Here is a 20,513-nt window from a genome sequence, read left to right on the forward strand (position 1 = left end):
CATGCCTCAGTTTTTTATTGAAAGGCCCATTTTTGCATGGGTCGTTGCCTTGGCGATCACGCTATTTGGCTTATTGGCCTTGCCCAATATGCCCGTAGCGCAGTATCCCGATGTGGCACCCCCTTCGGTCACCATCCGGGCGACCTACCCCGGTGCAACGGCGGAAGACGTTGCCAGCACGGTAGCCAGTGTGATCGAAGATCAACTGAACGGTGCCAAGGGTCTGCTGTACTACGAGTCCGTCAGTGATTCCTACGGTTCGACCGAAATCACCGCCACGTTCCGTCCTGGTACCAATCCTGACATGGCTCAGGTGGACGTCCAGAACCGGGTCAGCAACATTACCGCGTCCTTGCCGACAGCGGTGATGGAGCAGGGCCTGCACGTTGAGCAGTCCAGTACAGGCTTTCTGCAAGTGGTGACCTTGTCCTCCACGGATGGCAGCCTGGACCAGACGGCTCTGGCCGATTACATCGAACGTAATATTAAGAACACGATTTCCCGTGTCCCTGGTGTGGCTCGCTTCCAGTTGTTTGCGTCCGGTCGTGCCATGCGTGTGTGGCTGGATCCTGCCAAGCTGGTCGGTTACCAGATGAGCCCGGCAGACGTGACCAACGCCATTCGTCAGCAAAACATGCTGGTGTCTGCCGGTATTCTGGGTGGCCCACCGAATCAGGACAGTCAACGCGTGGCTGCGCCGATTACGGTTAACGGTCAGTTGGCAACCGTGGAAGAGTTTGAAAACATCATTCTGCGCTCGCAGGCCGATGGTTCGACCGTGCGTATCAAGGACGTGGCTCGAGTGGAAGTGGGGGCGGACAACTACCAGTTTGGTGCCCGTCTGAACAGCAAGCCGACAGCGGCCTTTGCAATCTCCTTATTGCCTGAAGCGAACGCGCTGGATACCGCGGCGGCGATTAAAGTCGAAATGGAGAAGTTGGCCGAGTTCTTCCCAGAAAACATTCGCTACGACATTCCTTACGACACCTCACCTTACGTGGACAAATCCATCACCCAGGTGGTTTACACCTTGCTGGAAGCCATGGTGCTGGTGTTCATCGTGATGTACGTGTTCCTGCAAAACGTGCGCTATACCCTGATCCCTGCACTGGTGGTGCCGGTGGCGATTCTCGGGGCCTTCGCGGTGATGCAGGTGCTGGGCATGTCCGTGAACGTGCTGACCATGTTCGCGATGGTGCTGGCCATTGGTATTTTGGTGGACGACGCGATCGTGGTGGTGGAGAACGTCGAACGTATCATGGTGGAAGACGGGCTCTCGCCTAAAGAGGCCACCAAGAAAGCCATGCCGCAAATTAGTGGCGCGATTGTGGGTATTACGCTGGTGCTGTCGGCCGTGTTCTTGCCGCTGGCATTCATGGCCGGTTCGGTGGGGGTGATTTACCGTCAGTTCTCGGTGGCCATGGCCGTGTCGATTGCCTTCTCGGGCTTTCTGGCACTGACCTTTACGCCTGCTCTGTGCGCGACGTTGTTGAAACCGATCCCCAAGGGGCATCACGAAACCAAGCGTGGCTTCTTTGGCTGGTTCAACCGTGTCTTTACGCGTACCACCAACGGCTACGAAAGCTTTATTGGCAAGACCCTGCGTCGTGGCGGTCGGATGATGTTCATCTATCTGATCATGGTGCTGGTGCTGGGCTTTTTATACATGCGCATGCCAACCGCGTTCTTGCCCGAGGAAGATCAGGGTTACGTGATTGCCAATATCGAGCTGCCTGCCGGTTCGACTGCCAACCGTACGATTGAAACCATTACCAAGGTCGAGGATTACTTCAAAGAGCAGCCTCAGGTTGAAAACGTGATTGCCGTTCAAGGTTTCAGCTTTAATGGTAGTGGTTTGAACTCGGCGATTGCCTTTGTGCCCTTGAAGGACTTCAACGAACGTAAAGGCGAGGAAAACTCGGCTCAAGCCATCTCTGGCAAAGCCATGGGGCAGTTGTTGTTCGGTTTGCCTGACTCCATGGTGATCGCGATTGTGCCACCCGCTATTTCTGCTCTGGGTAACTCCTCGGGTATCGATATGCGTCTGGAAGACCGTGGTGGCATGGGTCACGATGCCTTGATGGCTGCGGCCGATCAGTTGTTGGGTCTGGCCAAGCAAAGCCCTGTGTTTGATCCACAGAGCGTGCGTATCACAGGCTTGGGGCCTGGCAAGCAGATTCGTCTGGAAATTGACCGTGACAAGGCTGCTGCCTTGGGAGTGAACTTTAGCGAAGCGTCTGCCTTGATCAGTGGCGCTTTGGGTTCGTCCTTCGTGGGTAAATTTACCAACCAGGGCCGTGTGCAAAGTGTCTGGGTGCAAGCTGATGCGCCGTACCGCATGACCATTGAGGACGTGCTCAAGCTGAACGCTCGCAATAAGGAAGGCAAGATGGTTCCGCTGTCTGCCTTTGTGAACCAGACGACCGAACAAGGTCCGGTACAGATCGTGCGTTACAACAGCTACGAGTCTGTTCGTATCAGTGGCGGTCCCGCTCCAGGCTACACCTCGGGTGAAGCCATGATCGAGATGGAAAACCTGATGAAGCAATTGCCCAGCGGCTTTGGTGTGGACTGGACTGGCCTGTCCTACCAGGAGCGTCAGGCGGCGGGTCAGTCGGGTATCCTGATGGGCTTGGCTGTTTTGGTGGTGTTCATGCTGCTGGCTGCCTTGTATGAAAGCTGGGCGATCCCGCTGTCCGTGATGCTGGCCGTGCCACTGGGTATGCTCGGTTCGGTCTTGCTGGTGTCCGGTCTGGGTATGCCTAACGACGTGTACTTCCAGGTGGGTATCGTGACGGTGATCGGTCTGTCGGCCAAGAACGCAATTCTGATTGTGGAGTTTGCCAAGGATGCTTACGCCCGTGGCGCCACCTTGATCGATGCCACTTTGGAAGCCGCCCGTCTGCGTTTCCGTCCTATCTTGATGACCTCCTTCGCCTTTGTGCTGGGTGTGGTGCCTCTGGCTACCTCTACCGGTGCGGGTGCGGCCAGTCAGAACGCCGTGGGTCTGGGCGTGCTGGGCGGTATGTTGGCCGCTACGCCTTTGGCGGTCTTGATGGTGCCGACTTTCTTTGTCGTGATCCTCAAGCTCTTTAAAACCAAACCCCGTTTGTTTGGCGAAGCCGCCAAATTGCACGAGGAAGAACTGGCCAAGCAAGCTGCACAACCGGCCGGTTCGCAAGGAGGACAGCACTGATGTCTAGTATGTTTTTACGTAGTCCCTTGGTGCTGGCCGTGGCGTTTGCCTTGTCGGCTTGCTCCTTGGCACCGAAGTACGAGCGTCCTGATTCCCCTGTGCCTGCACAATTTCCTCTGGCCCAGCAGGGCCAGGCGGATGTGGCACAGGTCGCTGATCTGGGGTGGCGCGAATTCTTTACCGATGCGCGCCTGCATGCCCTGATCGAACAGGCTCTGGAAAACAACCGTGACTTGCGTATTGCCACCCAGCGTATTGAGGAAGCGCGTGCGCAGTATGGTGTGGCACGCAGTGATCAGTTGCCCAGCATTGGTGTACAGGCGGCCCAGCAGGCCACTCATACACCGGCTGAGTTGCGTCCTGCTGGCCCAAGCTCGGCGCCCGTGTCTCGTACGTATCAGGCCGGCGTCGGTATTACTGCTTTCGAGCTGGACTTCTTTGGCCGGGTGCGTGATTTGGCCCGTGCTGCTCGTGAACAGTACTTTGCCACCGAGCAGGCTCAGCGCACCGCCCATATTGCTTTGGTGGCGGGCACTGCTGAAGCCTACTTTAAGGTACGTGCAGCAGAAGAATTGCATGCTCTGATGAGCAACACCCTGCGTAGCCGTCAAGAGACATTGCGCCTGGTGCAGTCCTCTTATGATGCCGGTACCGTGTCTGCGCTGGACCTGAATCAGGCCAAGGTGCAATACAACACCGTGCGTTCTGATATGCAGGCTGTTGAACGTGATCGCCAGCGGGCGCTCAATGCCTTGCAGGTCTTGTTAGGACGTGAAATTCCCCAGGATCTGCCTGCTGGCTTGCCGTTTACCCGTGCGCAGCTGATGCCTAGCTTGCCGGTAGGCCTGTCCGCAGAATTGCTGGAACGTCGTCCCGACATTCTGGCCGCCGAGCACGTTTTGCGTGGCTCCAACTACAGCATCGGTGCGGCGCGCGCTGCTTTTTTCCCGCGTCTGAGCCTGACCGGCCTGCTGGGCTTCATGAGCCCCGAGCTGGGCGGTCTGTTCAGTTCGGGCAACCGTTACTGGCAGTTCCAGCCGCAAATTACCATGCCGCTGTTGTCGGGCAGCACTTGGGCCAATCTGGATTTGGCCGAGGCTCGTCGTGATATTGCGATCAGCCAGTACGAAAAAACCATTCAGGTAGCTTTCCGTGAAGTGGCTGATGCTCTGGCGGGCGAAGCCACTTATGGTCAGCAGATCGATGCCTTGCAAGAGGTCGATCAGGCGGCCAGCGAAAGCTTGCGTTTGGCCAAGCTGCGTTACGAAGTGGGTATAGACAGCTTCCTGCAGGTACAAACGGCGGAAGTTAGCCTGTACGGTACGCGTCAGGCTTATATTCAAACTGGCTTGGCATCCTTGATGAACCGGGTCGAGTTGTACAAGGCCTTGGGGGGCGGCTGGACAGCCGAAACCATCCAGCCTGAAACAAAGACTCAGGCCGCTGGGACAGCACCGGAATAAACAGGCGATAATACGTCTAGTCATTCATCCCTGAAACTACGGAGGTCCTTGGGGAATGTTAGAACTGGGCGTCAATATCGATCATGTGGCGACGCTGCGCCAGCAGCGTCTGACCACATACCCTGATCCAATTCAGGCCGCTTTGCGAGCAGAGGAAGCCGGAGCGGACCTGATCACCTTACATCTACGTGAAGACCGGCGTCATATTCAGGATGCCGATGTCGAGGCGCTGCGCCCCGTACTGCGTACCCGGATGAATCTGGAATGCGCCATCACCACCGAAATGCTGGACATTGCGTGCCGTATCAAACCGGACGATGTCTGCCTGGTTCCCGAACACCGTGCCGAACTGACAACCGAAGGTGGTTTGGATGTGGTCGGTCATCTGGACCAGGTCAGGGCCGCAGTGCAGCAATTGCAAGCTGCCGGCATTCGTGTTTCGCTGTTCATTGATGCCGACCCGGCGCAAATTCGCGCTGCCAGTGACGTCGGCGCTACCGTGATTGAACTGCACACTGGCGCTTATGCGGATGCTCAAACACCCGAACAGGCAGCCAGCGAACTGGAACGTATCCGTGCCGGCATTGCTCAAGGTGTGTCCCAAGGTCTGCGTGTGAACGCGGGTCACGGTCTGCATTACGGTAATGTACAAGCGATTGCCGCCTTGCCCGGACTGACGGAGCTCAATATTGGTCATGCCATTGTTGCCCAGGCTGTCTTTGACGGCTGGGAAAAAGCCGTGCGTGACATGAAAGCCCTGCTGGTGCAAGCGCTCGCCCCTGCTCAAGCCTGACTGAGCCCTGCCATCAGGGCAGGGCACGCTTAACTGATTCTGGAAGCACTATGAGTACTATTGATTCTTTATTGTCCCGTCGCTCCATCAAGCTGGTGCAAGGCCCCGGCCCGAACGAGCAAGAGCTGGACCTGATTTTGCGCGCTGCCATGGTCGCTCCTGACCATGGCCGTTTGCAGCCATGGCGCTTTTGCCTGATTCGCGGTGAAAACGTGCAGGCTTTGGGTGAGCTGGCTATTGCCGCCAACGAACGCGCCGGTAATCCCTTGACCGAACAGAAAGCCGCCAGCGTGCGCGCTTGGCTGGCCAAGGTGCCTATGCTGATCGCCGTGGCCAGCCACATTGATCACGGTGAAGAAAAAATCCCTGAACTGGAACGTGTATTGGCTACCGGTGCGGCTGTCAGTAATATGCTGCATGCTGCGCATCAATTGGGTTTTGGTGCTTTCTGGAGTACTGGTCTGGGCACTTACGGTGAAGAGGTCCCTGAAGCCTTGGGCTTTGATTCCCTGGATTACCAGTTCCTGGGCTTTGTGTCTGTGGGTACACCGATTCATAAACTAGGCCCTGCGCAGCGCCCTGAACCTCAACAGTTCCTGACTGAGTGGCAAGCTGCTTGAGTCAAGCTGATGAAGAACCGGTTTTAAGATAGTGCCGGTTACCGGGTATCACCCTGGAGGGTGATTGCTGTGGAATGTTTTAAAAAGCCTGAATCCTTTCTGGATTCAGGCTTTTTTTGTGCTCTAGGGTTTGTACTGATAGGCATGAACCTAGTCCCGCTTTTATTATTATTCCATACATTAGAATAACATTCCGTTAAACGGAATATTAACAGGGAAATGATGAAACGAGTTCGCACACAGCACCTGATGCTTCCCGATGGGGCCGAACTACATTACGTAGAAATTGGGCAGCCCAGCGCATCTCGTCCATCCGTACTCATGCTGCACTCCCTGTTTTTCAATGGCGGTATGTTCCTGCCCGTGATTCAGGCGTTGCAAAACGAATGGCACATTATTTGCCCGGATCATCGTAATCAGGGTTTGAGCACCGCAGGCCAGAAGCCCGCCACCATGCATCAGTTGGCACAGGACTACGCATTCCTGGCCCAAGCGCTGCAGCTTTCTTCTCTGCATGTAGTGGGTAGCTCGATGGGAGGTTATGTGGCTCAGGAGCTGATGCAGTGCGCACCTCAGTTGGTCCGTTCTGCTGTCCTGTCTTGCTGCACCTCGATGGCAGAACAGCAGAAAGAGCGCTTTGACCAACTGGAAGCGCAACTGCGTCGAGATGGCGGTGCGCCCTATGTCTCGGCCTTGCTGCAAACCATGTTTGGAGACGCCTTTCTGGCAAGCACAGACCTTGCTGCTCAGGCTCAGCAGGAGCAGTGGCGCGACTACTTCACACACTTGCCTCCCAGCATTGCCAACTCAGTCAATGGCGTGTTTGCCCGTCCTGACTATCAGTCCCTTTTGGCAGGCAATAGCACCCCTCATTTGTTGATCAGCGGTGCTTTGGACAGAGCTAAAAAGCCCGCTGATATGGAGCATATGCACAGCTTGCTTCCAGACAGCACACATACGGTATTTGAGCAGTCCGGTCACACAACGCCGGTTGAAGTGCCCGAAGCCTTCGCACTGCAAATTGAGAATTTTTGGAATCAAGTTAATTAATGCTGCAAGGATTAATTCATGCCAGTTACTGAATCTACTGAGCTGCCGACGGCAATGGCTTTCGGTGCAAATGCACAGCCGATACGAGATATTGCGTTAGACCAGGCTAGCCAGTTTGTTGTTGAAGATGGCGCGGTCTTGTTGCGTGGCAGCCAGAGCCGTTCCAGCGGCAGCAAGGCTTTTCCCGTCCGTGACGTGTGTATGGAAACGGGTGCTCGCGACATGCAAGACATGTTTTTTGGCCCATTTGGAAAGCTCTACAGTTTTTCCACCATTTATGTTTCCGCGTCGCGTCCCACGCCTTACACCTTGGGTTATGTGGATTTTCCTAACGGAGTTCGTGTTTTGGCACACATACGTTGTGAAGACCTGAGTGCCTTGTATTGCGATATGCCTGTCAGTACTGCCACCGATGGCAATGACTGGTTTGTAACTCCTGTGTCGGCGGAGAAGTAAGGTGAGTGAAGCATATGTAGTCGGCGCGGCCATGATTCCCATGGCTCGTCATAAAGAATCCAGCTATACCGGTTTGGCCTTGCCTGCAATCCTGAACGCGATGGCCAGTGCCGGTGTACAGGCTCAGGATATTGATGCTGTTGTTTGCGGCCACGCCTTTGGTGGCATGTTGACGGGACAGCGTCTGGTCAAGGAAATCGGTATTGGTACAGTGCCTGTCGTCAATTGCGATAACGCTTGCTCGGGTGGGGCCACAGCTATTCACTTGGCGTGGAAAGATATCCAGGCTGGCCGACACGACATCGTGCTGGTGATCGGTGTGGACAAGCTGACGCAGTTTGGCGGAGGCACCTTGCCTCTGGTGCAGGAAGATCCCGAAGTCCAGCAAGGTTTGGTGATGCCTGCGGTGTATGGCATGCGTGCTCGTCGTTACCTGCATGAACGCAATCTGGGGCCAGAAGTTCTGGCGCAGGTCTCCATCAAGGCTCGCACACACAGTAAACATAATCCCTATGCACAGTATCGCGATCCACTGACCGTGGAGCAGGTGCTGGCATCACGTCCTATTTGTGACCCACTGACCTTGCTGCAATGTTGCCCTACGGGGGATGGCGCGGCGGCCTTGATCATGGTGTCCGAGCGTGCCTTGAAACGCTTGCAGAAACCTGCCATGCGGGTCGCTGCGTCGGTGCTGCATTCCGGTCAGGCGACCAGCGGTTTTCGCGATATGACTCGTCCCGAGATTTCGGCGGAATCTGCCCGCGATGCCTACAAGATGGCGGGGATTACAGCCCAGGATCTGGATGCGGTTGAGCTGCATGACGCGTTTACAATCGCCGAACTTATTTATTACGAAGCACTAGGTTTGTGTGAGGTCGGGCAGTCTGCTCAGTTTCTGCTGGATGGCCGTAGTACCTACGGCGGTGACGTGGTGGTGAACCCCAGTGGCGGTTTGCTGGCCAAGGGCCACCCAGTGGGAGCAAGCGGTGTGGCCCAAGCCGTGGAAATGTACTGGCAACTGACACACCAAGCCGGAGAACGTCAGGTTCCTGATGCTCGCTACGCCATGACTCACGTCACGGGTGGCGGTATTGCGGGCCTTGATCATGGTGCTTGTGCAATCCATATTTTTGAAGCCCAGATATGACCACACAAAACACGTCCACCTCTACTAGTTCAACCGGAACCGTAAGCCGTGCGCTTCAGCTATTGGCTGTCTTGGCGGAGTCCAATGGCCCGGTAACCGTCAAGCAAGTGTCCGAGCAAATGGGCCTGGCCCCTTCAACGGCTCACCGCTTGCTCAATCTGCTGCGCAAAGATGATTTTGTTGCGGTGGTCAGTGGTGGAAGTGGTTTGTACAGCATTGGGCCTGAATTTTATCGAGTAGCGGCGCAAGTGATGAGCGCTGAATCCAAGCCTGCCTTGGCACAAAAATCTCTGGACGAGATTGCTTCCGAGTTCAACGAGACTGTCCTGTTTGGCACGTATGCCGTCAGCGAGTCGGCCATGAGTTTTGCCGCCATCGCACGAGGCGAGCACAAGCTGCAATATCAGATTGATTTGCACAAACCCATGTCCCTGGTCTGGGGGGCTTCCGGCAAGGCTATTTTGGCGTATCTGGATCAGGACACGATAGAGCGTGTGTATGCCAAGGCCGAGACCTCTCCGGCGCAAGATGCACCTTTGCCTGCTTTGGAGTCGCTTTTGGCAGAGCTGAGCGAAGTGCGCCAGAACGGCTATGCCCACAGCATGAGCGAGAAGTTGCCCGATGCACGCGGGGTTGCTGCACCAGTCTTTGATAACCACGGCATTGTGGGCTGTATTTGTTTGACCATGCCCACTACCCGTGTGCCCAGTGCAGGTTTGAGCGCCATTACCGCTGCCGTTATTCATCATGCCGAAAAACTGTCCGAGATGTTCGGATACCGACATAGAAAAACCAAATTATGAGTCATACCGCTACCGCTCAGCCCCTGGCAGGCTATAAGGTCATCGACCTCACTACCTTTTTGTCCGGTCCCTTCTGCACACAAGTGCTGGGGGATCTGGGGGCTGAAGTGGTCAAGATCGAGGCACCGGAAGGTGACTCCAGTCGCAGTATTCCCCCCCATTTTGTGGGTGAGGATAGTGCCTACTATCTGAGTATCAACCGCAATAAAAGCAGTTTGGCGGTAAATCTGAAAACCGCTGAAGGGCTGGACCTGGTTCGACAACTGATCCTGAAAGCGGATGTGGTTGTGGAAAATTACCGCCCCGGTGTGGCAGCCCGTCTGGGCCTGGACCCACAGGCCTTGTGTGAAGAACACCCCGGCCTGGTCTGGGCGTCCATTAGTGGTTTTGGACAAACCGGCCCGGATCGTGACAAACCTGCTTACGACATGATTGTGCAAGCCTTGTCAGGCGTCATGAGCCTGACGGGCGAAGAGGGCAGACCCGCCGTACGTTTGGGTATTCCAGCCGGTGATACGGTGGCTGGTTTGTACGCGACTATCGCTATCAATGCCGCCTTGGCTGACAGGGAGCGTACTGGTAAAGGTCGGATTGTGGATGTGGCGATGCTGGATTGCCAGTTGGCCATGCTGTCCTATCAAAGTGCCTATGCCTTGATTGCAGATGTGACGCCCGCGCCCCAAGGGGCCAAGCATGACTCTATTCCTACTTATCGCTCATTTCGAGGGGGAGATGGCCGTGAGTTTGTGGTGACGGCCAATACCGAGAGAATGTGGCAAGGCTTGTGTCGTGTGCTGGGTTTGGAATCGCTTATTGACGATGAGCGTTTCCAGACTGGTGCCAGCCGCCTGAAAAATAAGCAGGCCTTGTGGGAGCTGCTTGAAAGCGCTTTCGCGACACAAGCGGCTGCGCATTGGATTCCTTTATTGGAAGAGCATAGCGTGCCGGTTGCCTTGATCCAGTCTGTGCCAGAGGCATTGGCGCATGCGCGCACTTCAGAGCGCAGCATGATTCTGGCGCTTCAAAATGAAGACCACAGCATTGAGGTCGTTGGAAACCCCATCAAATTCGTGGGCGCCGAAGCGGCTCCATCTCGGTTCCCTCCTAAGAAGGGCGAGGATGATGCGCGCGTGTTGGGTGAGTGGTTAAGCCTGTCTGCTGAAGCTGTGTCGTCTTTACAAAGTAAAGGCGTTTTGTTGAACAGCACGTGTAGCCAAGCATGACGAACCCATTGAGCAGGCTTCATTATTCGGGTTCTTTGCTCGCGGTGGACAAGGGCACGAGCCGTGATGAGTGTGTCATTGCCTTGCACTCCATCGGAGTCGATGCGTGCTCCTTTGACGCACTGTTCAGCTATTTGGCTGCCGATTACCCGTGTCTGAGCTACGACCTGCGAGGTCATGGCTCGGCTGTCGCGCTATCGCATTTCGACCTGGATACCTTGGTGGACGATGCCGTCAAGGTGGTGGAGTCCTGTCGTTGTGACAAGGTTCATTTGCTGGGGCATTCGATTGGTGGGGTGATTGCAACCCTGGCGGCGGCCAGGTTGGCCGAGAGTTCTTCCAAGAAGGTGCAAAGCCTGAGCATTATCGCCAGCCCGCCGATGGGTTTGGCGGTATTTGGTGAGCGTGCCCAGGCCATACAGCACGAGAGCCGTCAAACCATTGTGCAGACCACTATGCAGCGCTGGTTTGGTGGTCTGGAGCCCAGTCCTGAGCTAGCCCAAGCCATGCAGTACGCAGAGCAACAGCTACGCCTGGTTCCGGTGAAGACATTGCTGAGCAGTTGGCAAAGTCTTGCCCAGTTTTCCGGGTATGGCGACCTAGCGGCGCACTTGCCGGCCACTTTGCTGCTGACGGGCAGCCAGGATCTGTCTACGCCCGCCAGTGCCATGCAGATCATCCTGGATACTTTGCACAAAGCCGGCAAGACACAGACCGCGCTACACATTATTGATGGGGCAGGGCACATGTTGCCACTGACTGCGCCCGATACCTTGATTGATTTGCTGTTGGCGCACTTCAAGGCATCTGGCAACACACATTTTTGCTAGGAACCGTTATGTCAGATTTTATAGGCCGAATCGTGGTTGTCACGGGTGCTGCCGCCGGCATCGGCCAGGCTGTATGCCAGCACCTGCTGGAGTTGGGTGCCATTGTGGGGGGGATTGACCGTCAGCCTGAGGGTATCCCTCAAGGGGCCACGGCCTTGATTGCCGATGTGACCGATCAGGAGTCCTTGAATTTGGCGCTGGCCGGGTTTGCCCAAGAACAGGGCGGCATTGATGTCTTGATCAATAACGCCGGTGTGAGCTTTGTGGGCACGATAGAAGATGGCAGCGACGAAGACTGGCTGCGCATTTTTAACATCAATGTTCTGGGCTATATGCGTAGTACGCGTGCGTGTTTGCCATATTTGCGTCAGTCGAACAATGCCGTGATCGTCAATATGTCTTCCTGCACGGCGATCAATGGTTTACCCGAGCGCGCGCTGTACTCAGCGAGCAAAGGGGCGATCCAGTCCATGACGCTGGCGATGGCCGCCGATTTGATTGCCGAGCAGATTCGCGTAGTGGGCATTGCCCCCGCCACCGTAGACACCCCTTTCATGACCGAGCTGGCCAAGCGCGCTAGCGATCCGATGGCCAAGCGCAATGAGTTTCACCGTCGCCAACCCACCGGCCAAATGGTACAGCCCGAAGAGGTTGCCCGCCTGGTTGCCCACGTTGCCCACCCGGGGGCGCTGTCTTACACCGGCACCGTCATCAATATTGATGGTGGTATGGCTACCTTACGTATGCCTGCCTGAATACATTCATACCCATACCAATAAGGAACTATCGTGAGATTTGAAAATAAAACAGTGATTATTACCGGAGCGGGCCAAGGGATTGGTCGTGCCTACGCGCAAGAATTTGCCAAGGCCGGGGCCGCAGTGGTGGTCGCTGATTTGAACATTGACAAAGCACAGGCGGTTGTCGCAGAAATTCAGGCAGAAAATGGTCAGGCACTGGCCGTCAAGGTCGACGTGTCGGATGACAAGAGCACGGCCGAGATGGTTGCGCAGGCGGTCAAAGCCTTTGGCACGGTGGACGTTCTGATTAACAACGCAGCCGTTTTCTCGACTTTGAAAATGAAGCCATTTGAAGAAATCGATGCAAACGAGTGGGACTTTGTGATGGGCGTCAATGCCCGTGGTGTCTTTAACTGCGCCAAGGCGGTATCGCCTTTCATGAAGCAACAGCAAAGCGGCAAGATCATCAATATTTCTTCCAGCGTTGTGGTCACGGGCCGCGCGAACTACGCGCACTACGTGGCCTCAAAAGGGGCGGTTGTCGCCTTGACCCGCGCCCTGGCTACCGAGCTGGGTGAGTACGGCATCAATGTCAATGCCATCAGTCCGCACGGCATTGTGACCGAAGTGCCACGCGACACCATTCGTCCAGAGCAATGGGACGCCATTATCGCTGCCCAAACCTTGAAACGTAAAGGGGATGTCAGCGACATGATTGGCGCCACCATGTTCCTGGCTTGCGATGAAAGCAAATACATCACGGGTCAGACACTGAACGTGGATGCTGGTCTGCGTTTTAACTAATCCCACTTGGCAAGAGGCTTTCCGAGCATGAGTGCACATAACTTCACCATCACCCGTTCTTCCAACCGCAAACACCTTATCGCTGTGATTGATGGCCCGAACATGTCGAGCCTGGGTAAGCGCAGCAAAAAAGTCTATGGAAACATTCAGTCCCTGGACGAGCTCAAGGGATGTGTGCGCAACTTTGGTGAGCAGTTGGGTGTAGAGGTAGAGAATTTTTCGTCCAATCACATGGGCGATATTTTGGAGTACATCCACGAGTCCGCTCATCGGGTCGATGGTTACCTTATTAACCCCGCTGGCTTGACCACCATTGGCGAGGGCGTACGCCATGCCTTGGAAGACACGGAGCTGCCCGTGATGGAAGTTCATTTTTCGAATATTGCGGCCAGTGCTGGCGCTGCCCGTGGTCTGGGCGGTGGCAGTATTCAATCCAGTTTTACCCATACCGCTACTGGCATTTGCATGGGCATGCGTCATTACAGCTACCTGGCTGCGCTGACCGCCTTGACCTTGGCTCTGGATGATCAGAGCTTCCTGGGGCGACCTTCGGGTCAGTAGTTTCTCTTTATCTCATATAACGATTAATACGGAGGAAGACATGAAAAAGTTTTCTCTACTTGCTACCATTTTTGCCGCAGTCGGTTTGTTCAGCAGCGTTGCCGCCCAGGCAGAAATCAAACCGGTCACGTTGAAGTTTGCACATATTTATGCTGTCCAGGATCACTGGGGACAAACAGCAGAGCGCTTTAAAGCGGCTGTTGAAGAGCGTTCAGGCGGGAAAATCAAAATCAATATCGATGCCAACGGCTTGACAGGTGACTGGCCTCAGTCCATCGAAGGCTTGCGCATGGGCACCAATCACATTGTGCTGCAAAGTGTGGGGGCGTTGGACCGTTACGCCAAGTCAGCCGGTGTCGAAGCTTATCCTTACCTGATTCGCGATATGGATCACTACCGTGCTGTGTACAACGGCCCGGTTGGCCAAGCGCTGTATGAGCAGATCGCCAAGGAAAGCGGCTTCAAGCTGGTGGGTGCAGCCTATCGTGGCGCTCGCTACCTGACTTCAAACCGTGTGATTCAAAACCCGGACGATTTGCACGGCCTGAAAATGCGTGTCCCGCCACTGCGCATGTATCGCAGCACCTGGACCACGCTGGGTGCCAGTCCGGTGCCTATGGGCATGGCTGAGCTGTTCACCTCCTTGCAGCACGGCATGATCGATGGTCAGGAAAACCCCCTGGAAGTGATCAAGAACGTCAATCTGTTCGAGGTGCAAAAGAACGTGGCTGAAACTCAGCACACCATCGGCGCGATGACCTTGATTTATTCGGACGCCTACTTCAAAAAACTGCCCGAAGAGACACGGCAGATTTTGCAGGAAGAGGGCGAGCGTGTGATGCAAGAGGCCACAGATCGCATGATAGCGGAAGAGGAAAACATGAAGCAGTTCCTGATCGGAAAAGGCATGGCATTTAACGCCGTTGACCGCGAAGCCTTTGCGACCAAGATTAAAGCCATGGATGCAGAGTTCCCCGAGCTGCAGGTTTGGCTGGATAAAATCCGCGCCGTTCAATAATGAAAAAATCGGGACATGTGTCACCCGCATGTCCCGACCCCACAGGTAAAAGTTATGACAACTAACAACGTACCGACCAAAACAGAAAATTGGGCCGATAAAAGCGCGTCTGTTATTGAAAAGGCGCTGGACTGGATTATCGGCAGCATGATGTTTGTGATGTGTGCGGTTATTGCATGGCAGATCTTTTCTCGCTACGTCCTGAAAGATATGTCCTCCTGGAGTGAGGAAGTCGCTCGCTTCTTGATGGTGTGGATTTCCTTGCTGGGCAGTGCGGCTGTATTGCGCCGTGGTGGTCATGTCACTGTCACCATTTTGCTAGATTACCTTTCGAGCAAACTCAAACGGCGCGTATTGATTATTCGCGACCTTTTGATGTTGGCGACTCTGCTCAGCATGACCTACTACGGTTGGGAATTTGCGCAAATCAATGCGGTTCAGCTATCGGCGGCGATGGACATTCCCATGTCTTGGGTTTATGCGTCCCTGTGGCTAGGGATGGGCTTGTGTGTCGTCATTTTGCTCTTGATTCGCTTGGGCAGTCAGTCCGATTGGACATCTGGCAGTACCGATGAGCATCCCTAAGTACGGAAAACACTTTTTATGATCACCGTAACCTTAATTACCCTCCTGACGCTCATTCTCATGCTGATTGGCATGCCGATCGGCTTTGCCATCACGGCGGGCGTTCTGGCTGCTTTGGTAGTGCTGGGTGATATCAGTTTGATGGCGGTTCCCCAGCAATTGTTCAGCGGACTGGACAGTTTCTCCTTGCTGGCTATCCCGTTTTTTGTATTGGCTGGCAGCTTGATGACTTCCGGTGGCTTGACCAGCCGACTGCTGGATTTTGCCAATGCCTTGTTAGGTCGTTTCAAAGGGGGCTTGGCCATGAGCGGCGTGCTGGCCTCTGGCATGTTTGCCGGGATATCCGGTTCGGCGGTGGCAGATACCAGCGCCTTGGGCCGTATCATGATTCCGGCCATGATCCGCTCGGGCTATCCCCCCGGTTTTGCGGGCGGCGTCATTGCGGCAGCGAACGTGGTGGCCCCCATTATTCCGCCCTCTATTCCCTTTATTGTCGTGGCTGTTCTGACGGGCCAATCCATCACAACGTTGTTTCTGGCTGGAGTGGTGCCAGGTGCTCTTTATATGTTGTCCATGCTGGTGTTGAGCTGGTGGATCAGCAAGCGCAATAATTTCCCCACGCAAGGCAAGGCTTCGGGCAAGGAAATCTGGACGACATTCAAGAACTCGGCCTTTGCCTTGCTGCTGCCGATCTTTATTCTGGGCGGTATTCGCAGCGGTATTTTCAACATTACCGAAGCCGCTATTATGGCGGTGATTTATGCTCTGATAGTCGGTACGTTTGTGTACCGTCAGATCACCTGGAAAGTCTTTGTCGATAGTTTGGTCGGCGCAGCCCATACCACCGCCGTGATCATGATTATCGTTGCAGCAGCACGTGTTTTTAGTTGGTTGTTGGCTTATGTCAGCATTCCGGAGGCCATTTCCGCCTTTGTCTTGGAAAACATCAGCAACCCGCTCGTGTTCCTGCTGTTCGTCAATGTGCTGTTGCTGATCGTGGGTATGTTTCTGGAGACCAATGCCGCTTTGGTCATGCTGATTCCTGTGCTTTACCCCATTGCGATGAAATTGGGTATTGATCCTACGCACTTTACTGTGGTTACTGTCGTGAATCTGTGCATCGGTTTGATTACCCCGCCCGCGGGCTTGTGTTTGAATATTTCGTCCTTGCTGGCTCGCATCTCTTTAGAGCGTGGTGTGGTGGGTATTGCTCCTTTCCTGTTAACAGCTTTGCTGGTACTGCTTCTCTTGACCTTGTTCCCACAAGTGTCGGTGTGGCTGCCTAATTTGGTTGCGGGCTCTTAGGATACGTATAAGTAGGTAAAAGGCGGCTGCCTCCCGGACCTTGATGAAGGTTTGGGAGGTTTTTTTTCAAAGTGGTCCTGTTGTTAACCGGTCCGGGCAGGGAAGGCCCACAAGCGTCGCATGGGTCTGGATGAGCCCACGGCTAACTTGGTTTCTGAACCGAACTGGAACAATGACCGCCCTCTAACCCATCCAAAATCGGGCAATCTGGCTGGTGGTCGCCCTGGCATTGCTCAGCCAGCACACTCAGTTTGGCCGCCATGTCCAGCAGCAGAGCCGCGCGGCTTTCTAGATCCTTGATATGTGCCTGGGCCAGTTGCTTGACCTCGCTGCTGGGACGTTGCTGGTCGCGCCACAGGCTGGTCAACTGCTGAATGTCCGCCAGATTGAAGCCCAAATCCTTGGCACGCACAATAAAGTGCAAGGTATCCAGGTCTTGATCCTGGTAGACGCGGTAGCCATTGGGGGCACGGTCACTATGCAAGAGTCCCAGATCTTCATAGTGCCGAATCATCTTGGGTGTCAGGCCGGTTACGCGGGCCGCTTCACTAATCAGCATGGGCTTTCCTCGGGGCAGTGCAAGGGGACTGCGTTATGATTGAAAGAGTCAATTCTGCACATTGTAGAGCGGGCCGTCAGGTAGGTCATCAGGCCCCTGATTGCCTGAGTATGGACTCAAGGAGTGGTGATGAAAGAAATTCAGTGTGATGTTGCCGTCATTGGAGCAGGGACAGCAGGTATGACAGCGTATCGTACGGCCAAACGAGCCGGCAAACGAACGTTGATGATCGAATCAGGCCCTTATGGCACCATGTGCGCACGCGTTGGCTGCATGCCATCCAAGCTGCTGATTGCAGCGGCCGATGCCGCCCATCATGCCCGCCATACCGCTCCCTTTGGTGTTCACGTGGATGGCAATATCCGCATTGAAGGCAAAGAGGTTATGGACCGCGTGCGCCGCGAACGGGATCGCTTTGTGCAGTTTGTGGTGGACGATGTGGAAGGTTTTGATGCCCAGGACAAAGTGCGTGGCCATGCCCGCTTTGTGTCCGAGCATGTGCTGGAAGTGGACGACCATACCCGTATCACTGCAGGACACGTGATTATTGCTACCGGTTCCACGCCGGTGCGCCCCAAGGAGCTGGAGCCGCTGGGGGCTTTGTTAATCAGTAACGAAGAGATTTTCGACTGGACGGATGTACCGGAAAGTGTGCTGGTCGTGGGCACCGGTGTCATTGGTCTGGAGCTGGGCCAGGCGCTGGCGCGCTTGGGCGTGAAGGTGTCCATCATCAACCGTAGTCAGAGTCTGGCGGGTCTTTCCGATCCTGAGGTGCGAGAAGCCGGACGAGCGATTTTCAGCCAGGAACTGAACATTCGTGCCGACGTAGCTGTATTGGGTAGTGAAGTCGTCAATGGCAAGGCGCGCGTGCGCTTGCAGGTGAATGGCAAGGAGTTGGTCGAGGACTACGACTATGTACTGGGGGCGGCAGGCCGCAAACCTCAGTTGGATAATTTAGGCCTGGACAATACCCCTGCACAATGGGATAGCAAAGGGCGGGTGGTCTTTGACCTGGACAGCTTGCAACTGAAAGGCACCTCTATCTATCTGGCGGGCGATGTGAACCAGCGCGCACCTATCTTGCACGAGGCAGCAGATGATGGTCGTCTGGCCGCCTTGCAGGCCGCCAGCAATGGCCAGGACGAGCCTATGGCGCGTCGTGCCCGCATGGCGGTGGTGTTCAGTGATCCGCAGGTGGCCGTGGTTGGCACACCCTTTAAGTCGCTGCCAGAAGGTGCAGTGACGGGTAGTGTGAATTTTGGCAATCAGGGCCGTGCCCGCGTGATGTTGGTCAACCGTGGCTTGCTGCATGTGTATGCAGACAAGGAGGGCAAGTTCCTGGGGGCCGAGATGGTCGGGCCTCAAGCCGAACATATCGCTCATTTGTTGGCCTGGTCCTTGCAGATGGGGCTGACACTGGATCAGATGCTGGCGATGCCGTTCTATCATCCTGTATTGGAAGAGGGTCTGCGTACGGCCTTGCGTCAGGCTCAATCTGCCTTGCGAGGCAAGTAAGCTCATCTGAATGGGGTTGATTTCGTTCTCGGGTTTTTGCCCCGGGAATCTTGATCCTGTATTTGAACTGCCCGCCAAAGCTTGGATGCTGATCCGACCTTGGGCGGGCAGTTTGATTTTCAGGGCATTTTTATTATTTAGCGGCGTTTTGCAGATGTTGCGCGGTGGTCGCCTCGGTTACCGGGTCATGTTCCAGTGCGCCTAGCAAGGAATGCAGCAGGCCGGGAAAGCGTGCCTCCAGATCGTCCTTACGTAGAGACAGTAGGTTTTCCCGTCCAGAGGGTCGTTGCCAGATCACGCCGCTATCGCGCAATACACGCCAGTGATGGGTCATGGTGGATTTGGTTTGGCCTTGCAGCAGCGAGCCACACGCGCGTTCGCCTTCCGAGGCCAAGGCGCGTACAACGGCCAGGCGCAAAGGATTGCCCAGGGCCGTGAGCACATTTTCCAAGCGAATCTGTGCGCGCTCGGGATGATTGGGAAGCATGTAAAGTCCTGTCTTGATTCGTCGCAGTGATTGTACCTGTGTCCACGTACCGTCTCCTGCCTATTAGTCGCCCTTGCTACTGCTTATGCTGTGATTTCTGAACGCTGCAGTAGCGAAAGCAGCGTTTTTATGGAGATGGATTCGGCAATTAATTGATTGCCATGATTATGAGGATGCAGGTGATCGCCCACATCCAGAGCCGCTCGCAGGCGTTGCGGGTCTTGCGGATCGCGTAGCAACGTGTCCAGATCGATAAGGGCATCAAATTCCTGGCTGCTACGCATCCAGGTATTCAGCGCTTGTCGGATGGCTTCTTTCTCTGGGGTGAAGAAGGCATCGAAGGGTGAGCCGCCAAAGGCTCCCTTGAAGGGCGTTAAGGTCAGTCCTACTAGTGGGATGTGCTTGGCATGGGCTTGAGCAATCAGGTCTTGATAGGCCGTAATCAGAACTGCTGCGCTAGGGGGGGCTGTGTCCGGTTCCAGCGGCGTGCCCGGCCAACCCAGATCGTTTAGGCCGACCTGGAGGATGCCCAGTCGGATGCCAGGGACGTTTAAGACATCACGTTCAAAACGGATCTTGGCGCTTATGCCTATGCCATTTTGTCGCAGCCGGGAGCCAGATTGCCCTGCATTGACGACTGCGACGCCATGCGGCACCAAGTGTTTTGCCAGATGATCTGTCCAGCGTTGATCACTATCGATGGATACGCCATTGCCATCAACCAAAGAGTCCCCAATGACGGCCACCACGCTGCGGTTTGTGCTGGTTTCGACCCAGGCGGCGCCGAGTACAGGCAGGGCGGTGATCTCGGTGCCTGTGCAAGAATCAACGTGCTCGACCAAGGTCTGGTTGCCGGGCAGGAGGGTGACAGTACGCCTCGTATCCCAATGAAAGCTGGACACGGGACAACGCTGGGGCAGATAGAAGCGTACAAATAGGCTGGCCAAATCGGGGATATCCAGCTCGAGCGGATCACTGAGCAACGTTTTACCCGCAGCAATAACGGCCTGTGGTTGAGCGGAAAACAGTAGTGTCTGGTGCTTCTGTGTGTTCGAGCCAAGTGCCACACTGACCGGGCCCAGAATCAGTGGCTGTGTGCCGTATTCGTTGGAAAAAAGCAGTCTTAAACGCTTCCCACCCAAGCTGACGCGCAACCTCAAGGCCACCGTTTGTTGGCCGCTTAGCGCTGCCATATTGTTTGGGAAAGGTAGTTCTTCGCCCCAGAGCGGTTGGGTGCTGGCGGTCCAGGTGGCAATCCAGTGGGATGACTTTGAGTGTTCTTGAGATAAGTGGTGCACAGAAAATTCCTTGTTAATAGTACGATTGTAGGCGTACTATTAGATGATTATCAACCACTG

Annotated in this window: 20 protein-coding genes; 17 read left to right on the forward strand and 3 right to left on the reverse strand. The window is 55.1% G+C overall.

Annotated elements, in window-relative coordinates:
* The first annotated feature begins 1 nt into the window (after position 1).
* The 16 genes from AB7E06_RS04845 (at position 2) to AB7E06_RS04920 (ending at position 16,594) form a co-directional block, all read left to right on the forward strand.
* On the forward strand, positions 2-3,196 hold the full coding sequence (locus AB7E06_RS04845) for an efflux RND transporter permease subunit (protein WP_094196858.1): 3,195 nt from the start codon (positions 2-4) through the stop codon (positions 3,194-3,196).
* On the forward strand, positions 3,196-4,659 hold the full coding sequence (locus AB7E06_RS04850) for an efflux transporter outer membrane subunit (RefSeq protein WP_094196857.1): 1,464 nt from the start codon (positions 3,196-3,198) through the stop codon (positions 4,657-4,659). The genes AB7E06_RS04845 and AB7E06_RS04850 overlap by 1 nt, the downstream gene beginning before the upstream one ends.
* A 55-nt stretch (positions 4,660-4,714) precedes the next feature.
* Entirely contained in the window at positions 4,715-5,452 is a 738-nt protein-coding gene (gene pdxJ / locus AB7E06_RS04855; protein WP_094196856.1) for a pyridoxine 5'-phosphate synthase, read from the forward strand.
* 50 nt (positions 5,453-5,502) lie between these two features.
* Positions 5,503-6,072 (forward strand): nitroreductase family protein, encoded by a 570-nt coding sequence (locus tag AB7E06_RS04860; RefSeq protein ID WP_094196855.1) that lies wholly within the window; start codon positions 5,503-5,505, stop codon positions 6,070-6,072.
* Between the two features lie 219 nt (positions 6,073-6,291).
* Positions 6,292-7,122: an alpha/beta fold hydrolase gene (locus AB7E06_RS04865; protein WP_094196854.1), complete on the forward strand. Its 831-nt coding sequence runs from the start codon at positions 6,292-6,294 to the stop codon at positions 7,120-7,122.
* 18 nt (positions 7,123-7,140) lie between these two features.
* Positions 7,141-7,578 (forward strand): Zn-ribbon domain-containing OB-fold protein, encoded by a 438-nt coding sequence (locus AB7E06_RS04870; protein ID WP_094196853.1) that lies wholly within the window; start codon positions 7,141-7,143, stop codon positions 7,576-7,578.
* 1 nt (position 7,579) lies between these two features.
* Entirely contained in the window at positions 7,580-8,725 is a 1,146-nt protein-coding gene (locus AB7E06_RS04875; protein ID WP_045929923.1) for a thiolase family protein, read from the forward strand.
* The gene (locus AB7E06_RS04880) at positions 8,722-9,528 is read left to right on the forward strand and encodes an IclR family transcriptional regulator (RefSeq protein WP_080723684.1); all 807 of its coding nucleotides are present in this window, start codon (positions 8,722-8,724) and stop codon (positions 9,526-9,528) included. Before AB7E06_RS04875 ends, AB7E06_RS04880 begins: the two co-directional genes overlap by 4 nt.
* Positions 9,525-10,751, forward strand: coding sequence for a CaiB/BaiF CoA transferase family protein (locus AB7E06_RS04885; RefSeq protein WP_094196851.1), 1,227 nt, complete (start codon positions 9,525-9,527; stop codon positions 10,749-10,751). Before AB7E06_RS04880 ends, AB7E06_RS04885 begins: the two co-directional genes overlap by 4 nt.
* Positions 10,748-11,581, forward strand: coding sequence for an alpha/beta fold hydrolase (locus AB7E06_RS04890; RefSeq protein ID WP_094196850.1), 834 nt, complete (start codon positions 10,748-10,750; stop codon positions 11,579-11,581). The genes AB7E06_RS04885 and AB7E06_RS04890 overlap by 4 nt, the downstream gene beginning before the upstream one ends.
* A gap of 8 nt (positions 11,582-11,589) precedes the next feature.
* Entirely contained in the window at positions 11,590-12,336 is a 747-nt protein-coding gene (locus tag AB7E06_RS04895) for an SDR family NAD(P)-dependent oxidoreductase (RefSeq protein ID WP_427955456.1), read from the forward strand.
* Positions 12,337-12,369: 33 nt separating this feature from the next.
* On the forward strand, positions 12,370-13,125 hold the full coding sequence (locus AB7E06_RS04900) for an SDR family NAD(P)-dependent oxidoreductase (protein WP_427955459.1): 756 nt from the start codon (positions 12,370-12,372) through the stop codon (positions 13,123-13,125).
* A 27-nt stretch (positions 13,126-13,152) separates the two neighbouring features.
* Positions 13,153-13,686: a type II 3-dehydroquinate dehydratase gene (locus AB7E06_RS04905; RefSeq protein WP_094196847.1), complete on the forward strand. Its 534-nt coding sequence runs from the start codon at positions 13,153-13,155 to the stop codon at positions 13,684-13,686.
* Positions 13,687-13,726: 40 nt separating this feature from the next.
* The gene (locus tag AB7E06_RS04910; protein ID WP_159063933.1) at positions 13,727-14,704 is read left to right on the forward strand and encodes a TRAP transporter substrate-binding protein; all 978 of its coding nucleotides are present in this window, start codon (positions 13,727-13,729) and stop codon (positions 14,702-14,704) included.
* Between the two features lie 54 nt (positions 14,705-14,758).
* Entirely contained in the window at positions 14,759-15,289 is a 531-nt protein-coding gene (locus tag AB7E06_RS04915) for a TRAP transporter small permease (protein ID WP_159063932.1), read from the forward strand.
* 18 nt (positions 15,290-15,307) lie between these two features.
* Positions 15,308-16,594: a TRAP transporter large permease gene (locus tag AB7E06_RS04920; RefSeq protein ID WP_094196844.1), complete on the forward strand. Its 1,287-nt coding sequence runs from the start codon at positions 15,308-15,310 to the stop codon at positions 16,592-16,594.
* A gap of 142 nt (positions 16,595-16,736) precedes the next feature.
* On the opposite strand, the gene AB7E06_RS04925 is transcribed toward AB7E06_RS04920, so the two are convergent.
* On the reverse strand, positions 16,737-17,153 hold the full coding sequence (locus AB7E06_RS04925; protein WP_094196843.1) for a MerR family transcriptional regulator: 417 nt from the start codon (positions 17,151-17,153) through the stop codon (positions 16,737-16,739).
* 129 nt (positions 17,154-17,282) lie between these two features.
* On the opposite strand from AB7E06_RS04925, the gene AB7E06_RS04930 reads away from it, so the two are divergent.
* The gene (locus tag AB7E06_RS04930; protein WP_427955466.1) at positions 17,283-18,668 is read left to right on the forward strand and encodes a dihydrolipoyl dehydrogenase; all 1,386 of its coding nucleotides are present in this window, start codon (positions 17,283-17,285) and stop codon (positions 18,666-18,668) included.
* A gap of 133 nt (positions 18,669-18,801) precedes the next feature.
* On the opposite strand, the gene AB7E06_RS04935 is transcribed toward AB7E06_RS04930, so the two are convergent.
* Together AB7E06_RS04935 and AB7E06_RS04940 are read right to left on the reverse strand one after the other, a co-directional pair.
* Positions 18,802-19,155, reverse strand: a complete 354-nt coding sequence (locus tag AB7E06_RS04935) for an ArsR/SmtB family transcription factor (protein ID WP_094196841.1) — start codon at positions 19,153-19,155, stop codon at positions 18,802-18,804.
* Positions 19,156-19,238: 83 nt separating this feature from the next.
* Positions 19,239-20,453: an SGNH/GDSL hydrolase family protein gene (locus tag AB7E06_RS04940; protein ID WP_094196840.1), complete on the reverse strand. Its 1,215-nt coding sequence runs from the start codon at positions 20,451-20,453 to the stop codon at positions 19,239-19,241.
* Positions 20,454-20,513 lie beyond the last annotated feature (60 nt).

The sequence above is a fragment of the Alcaligenes sp. genome (genome assembly GCF_050255915.1).
GTDB classification, from domain to species: domain Bacteria; phylum Pseudomonadota; class Gammaproteobacteria; order Burkholderiales; family Burkholderiaceae_B; genus Alcaligenes; species Alcaligenes aquatilis.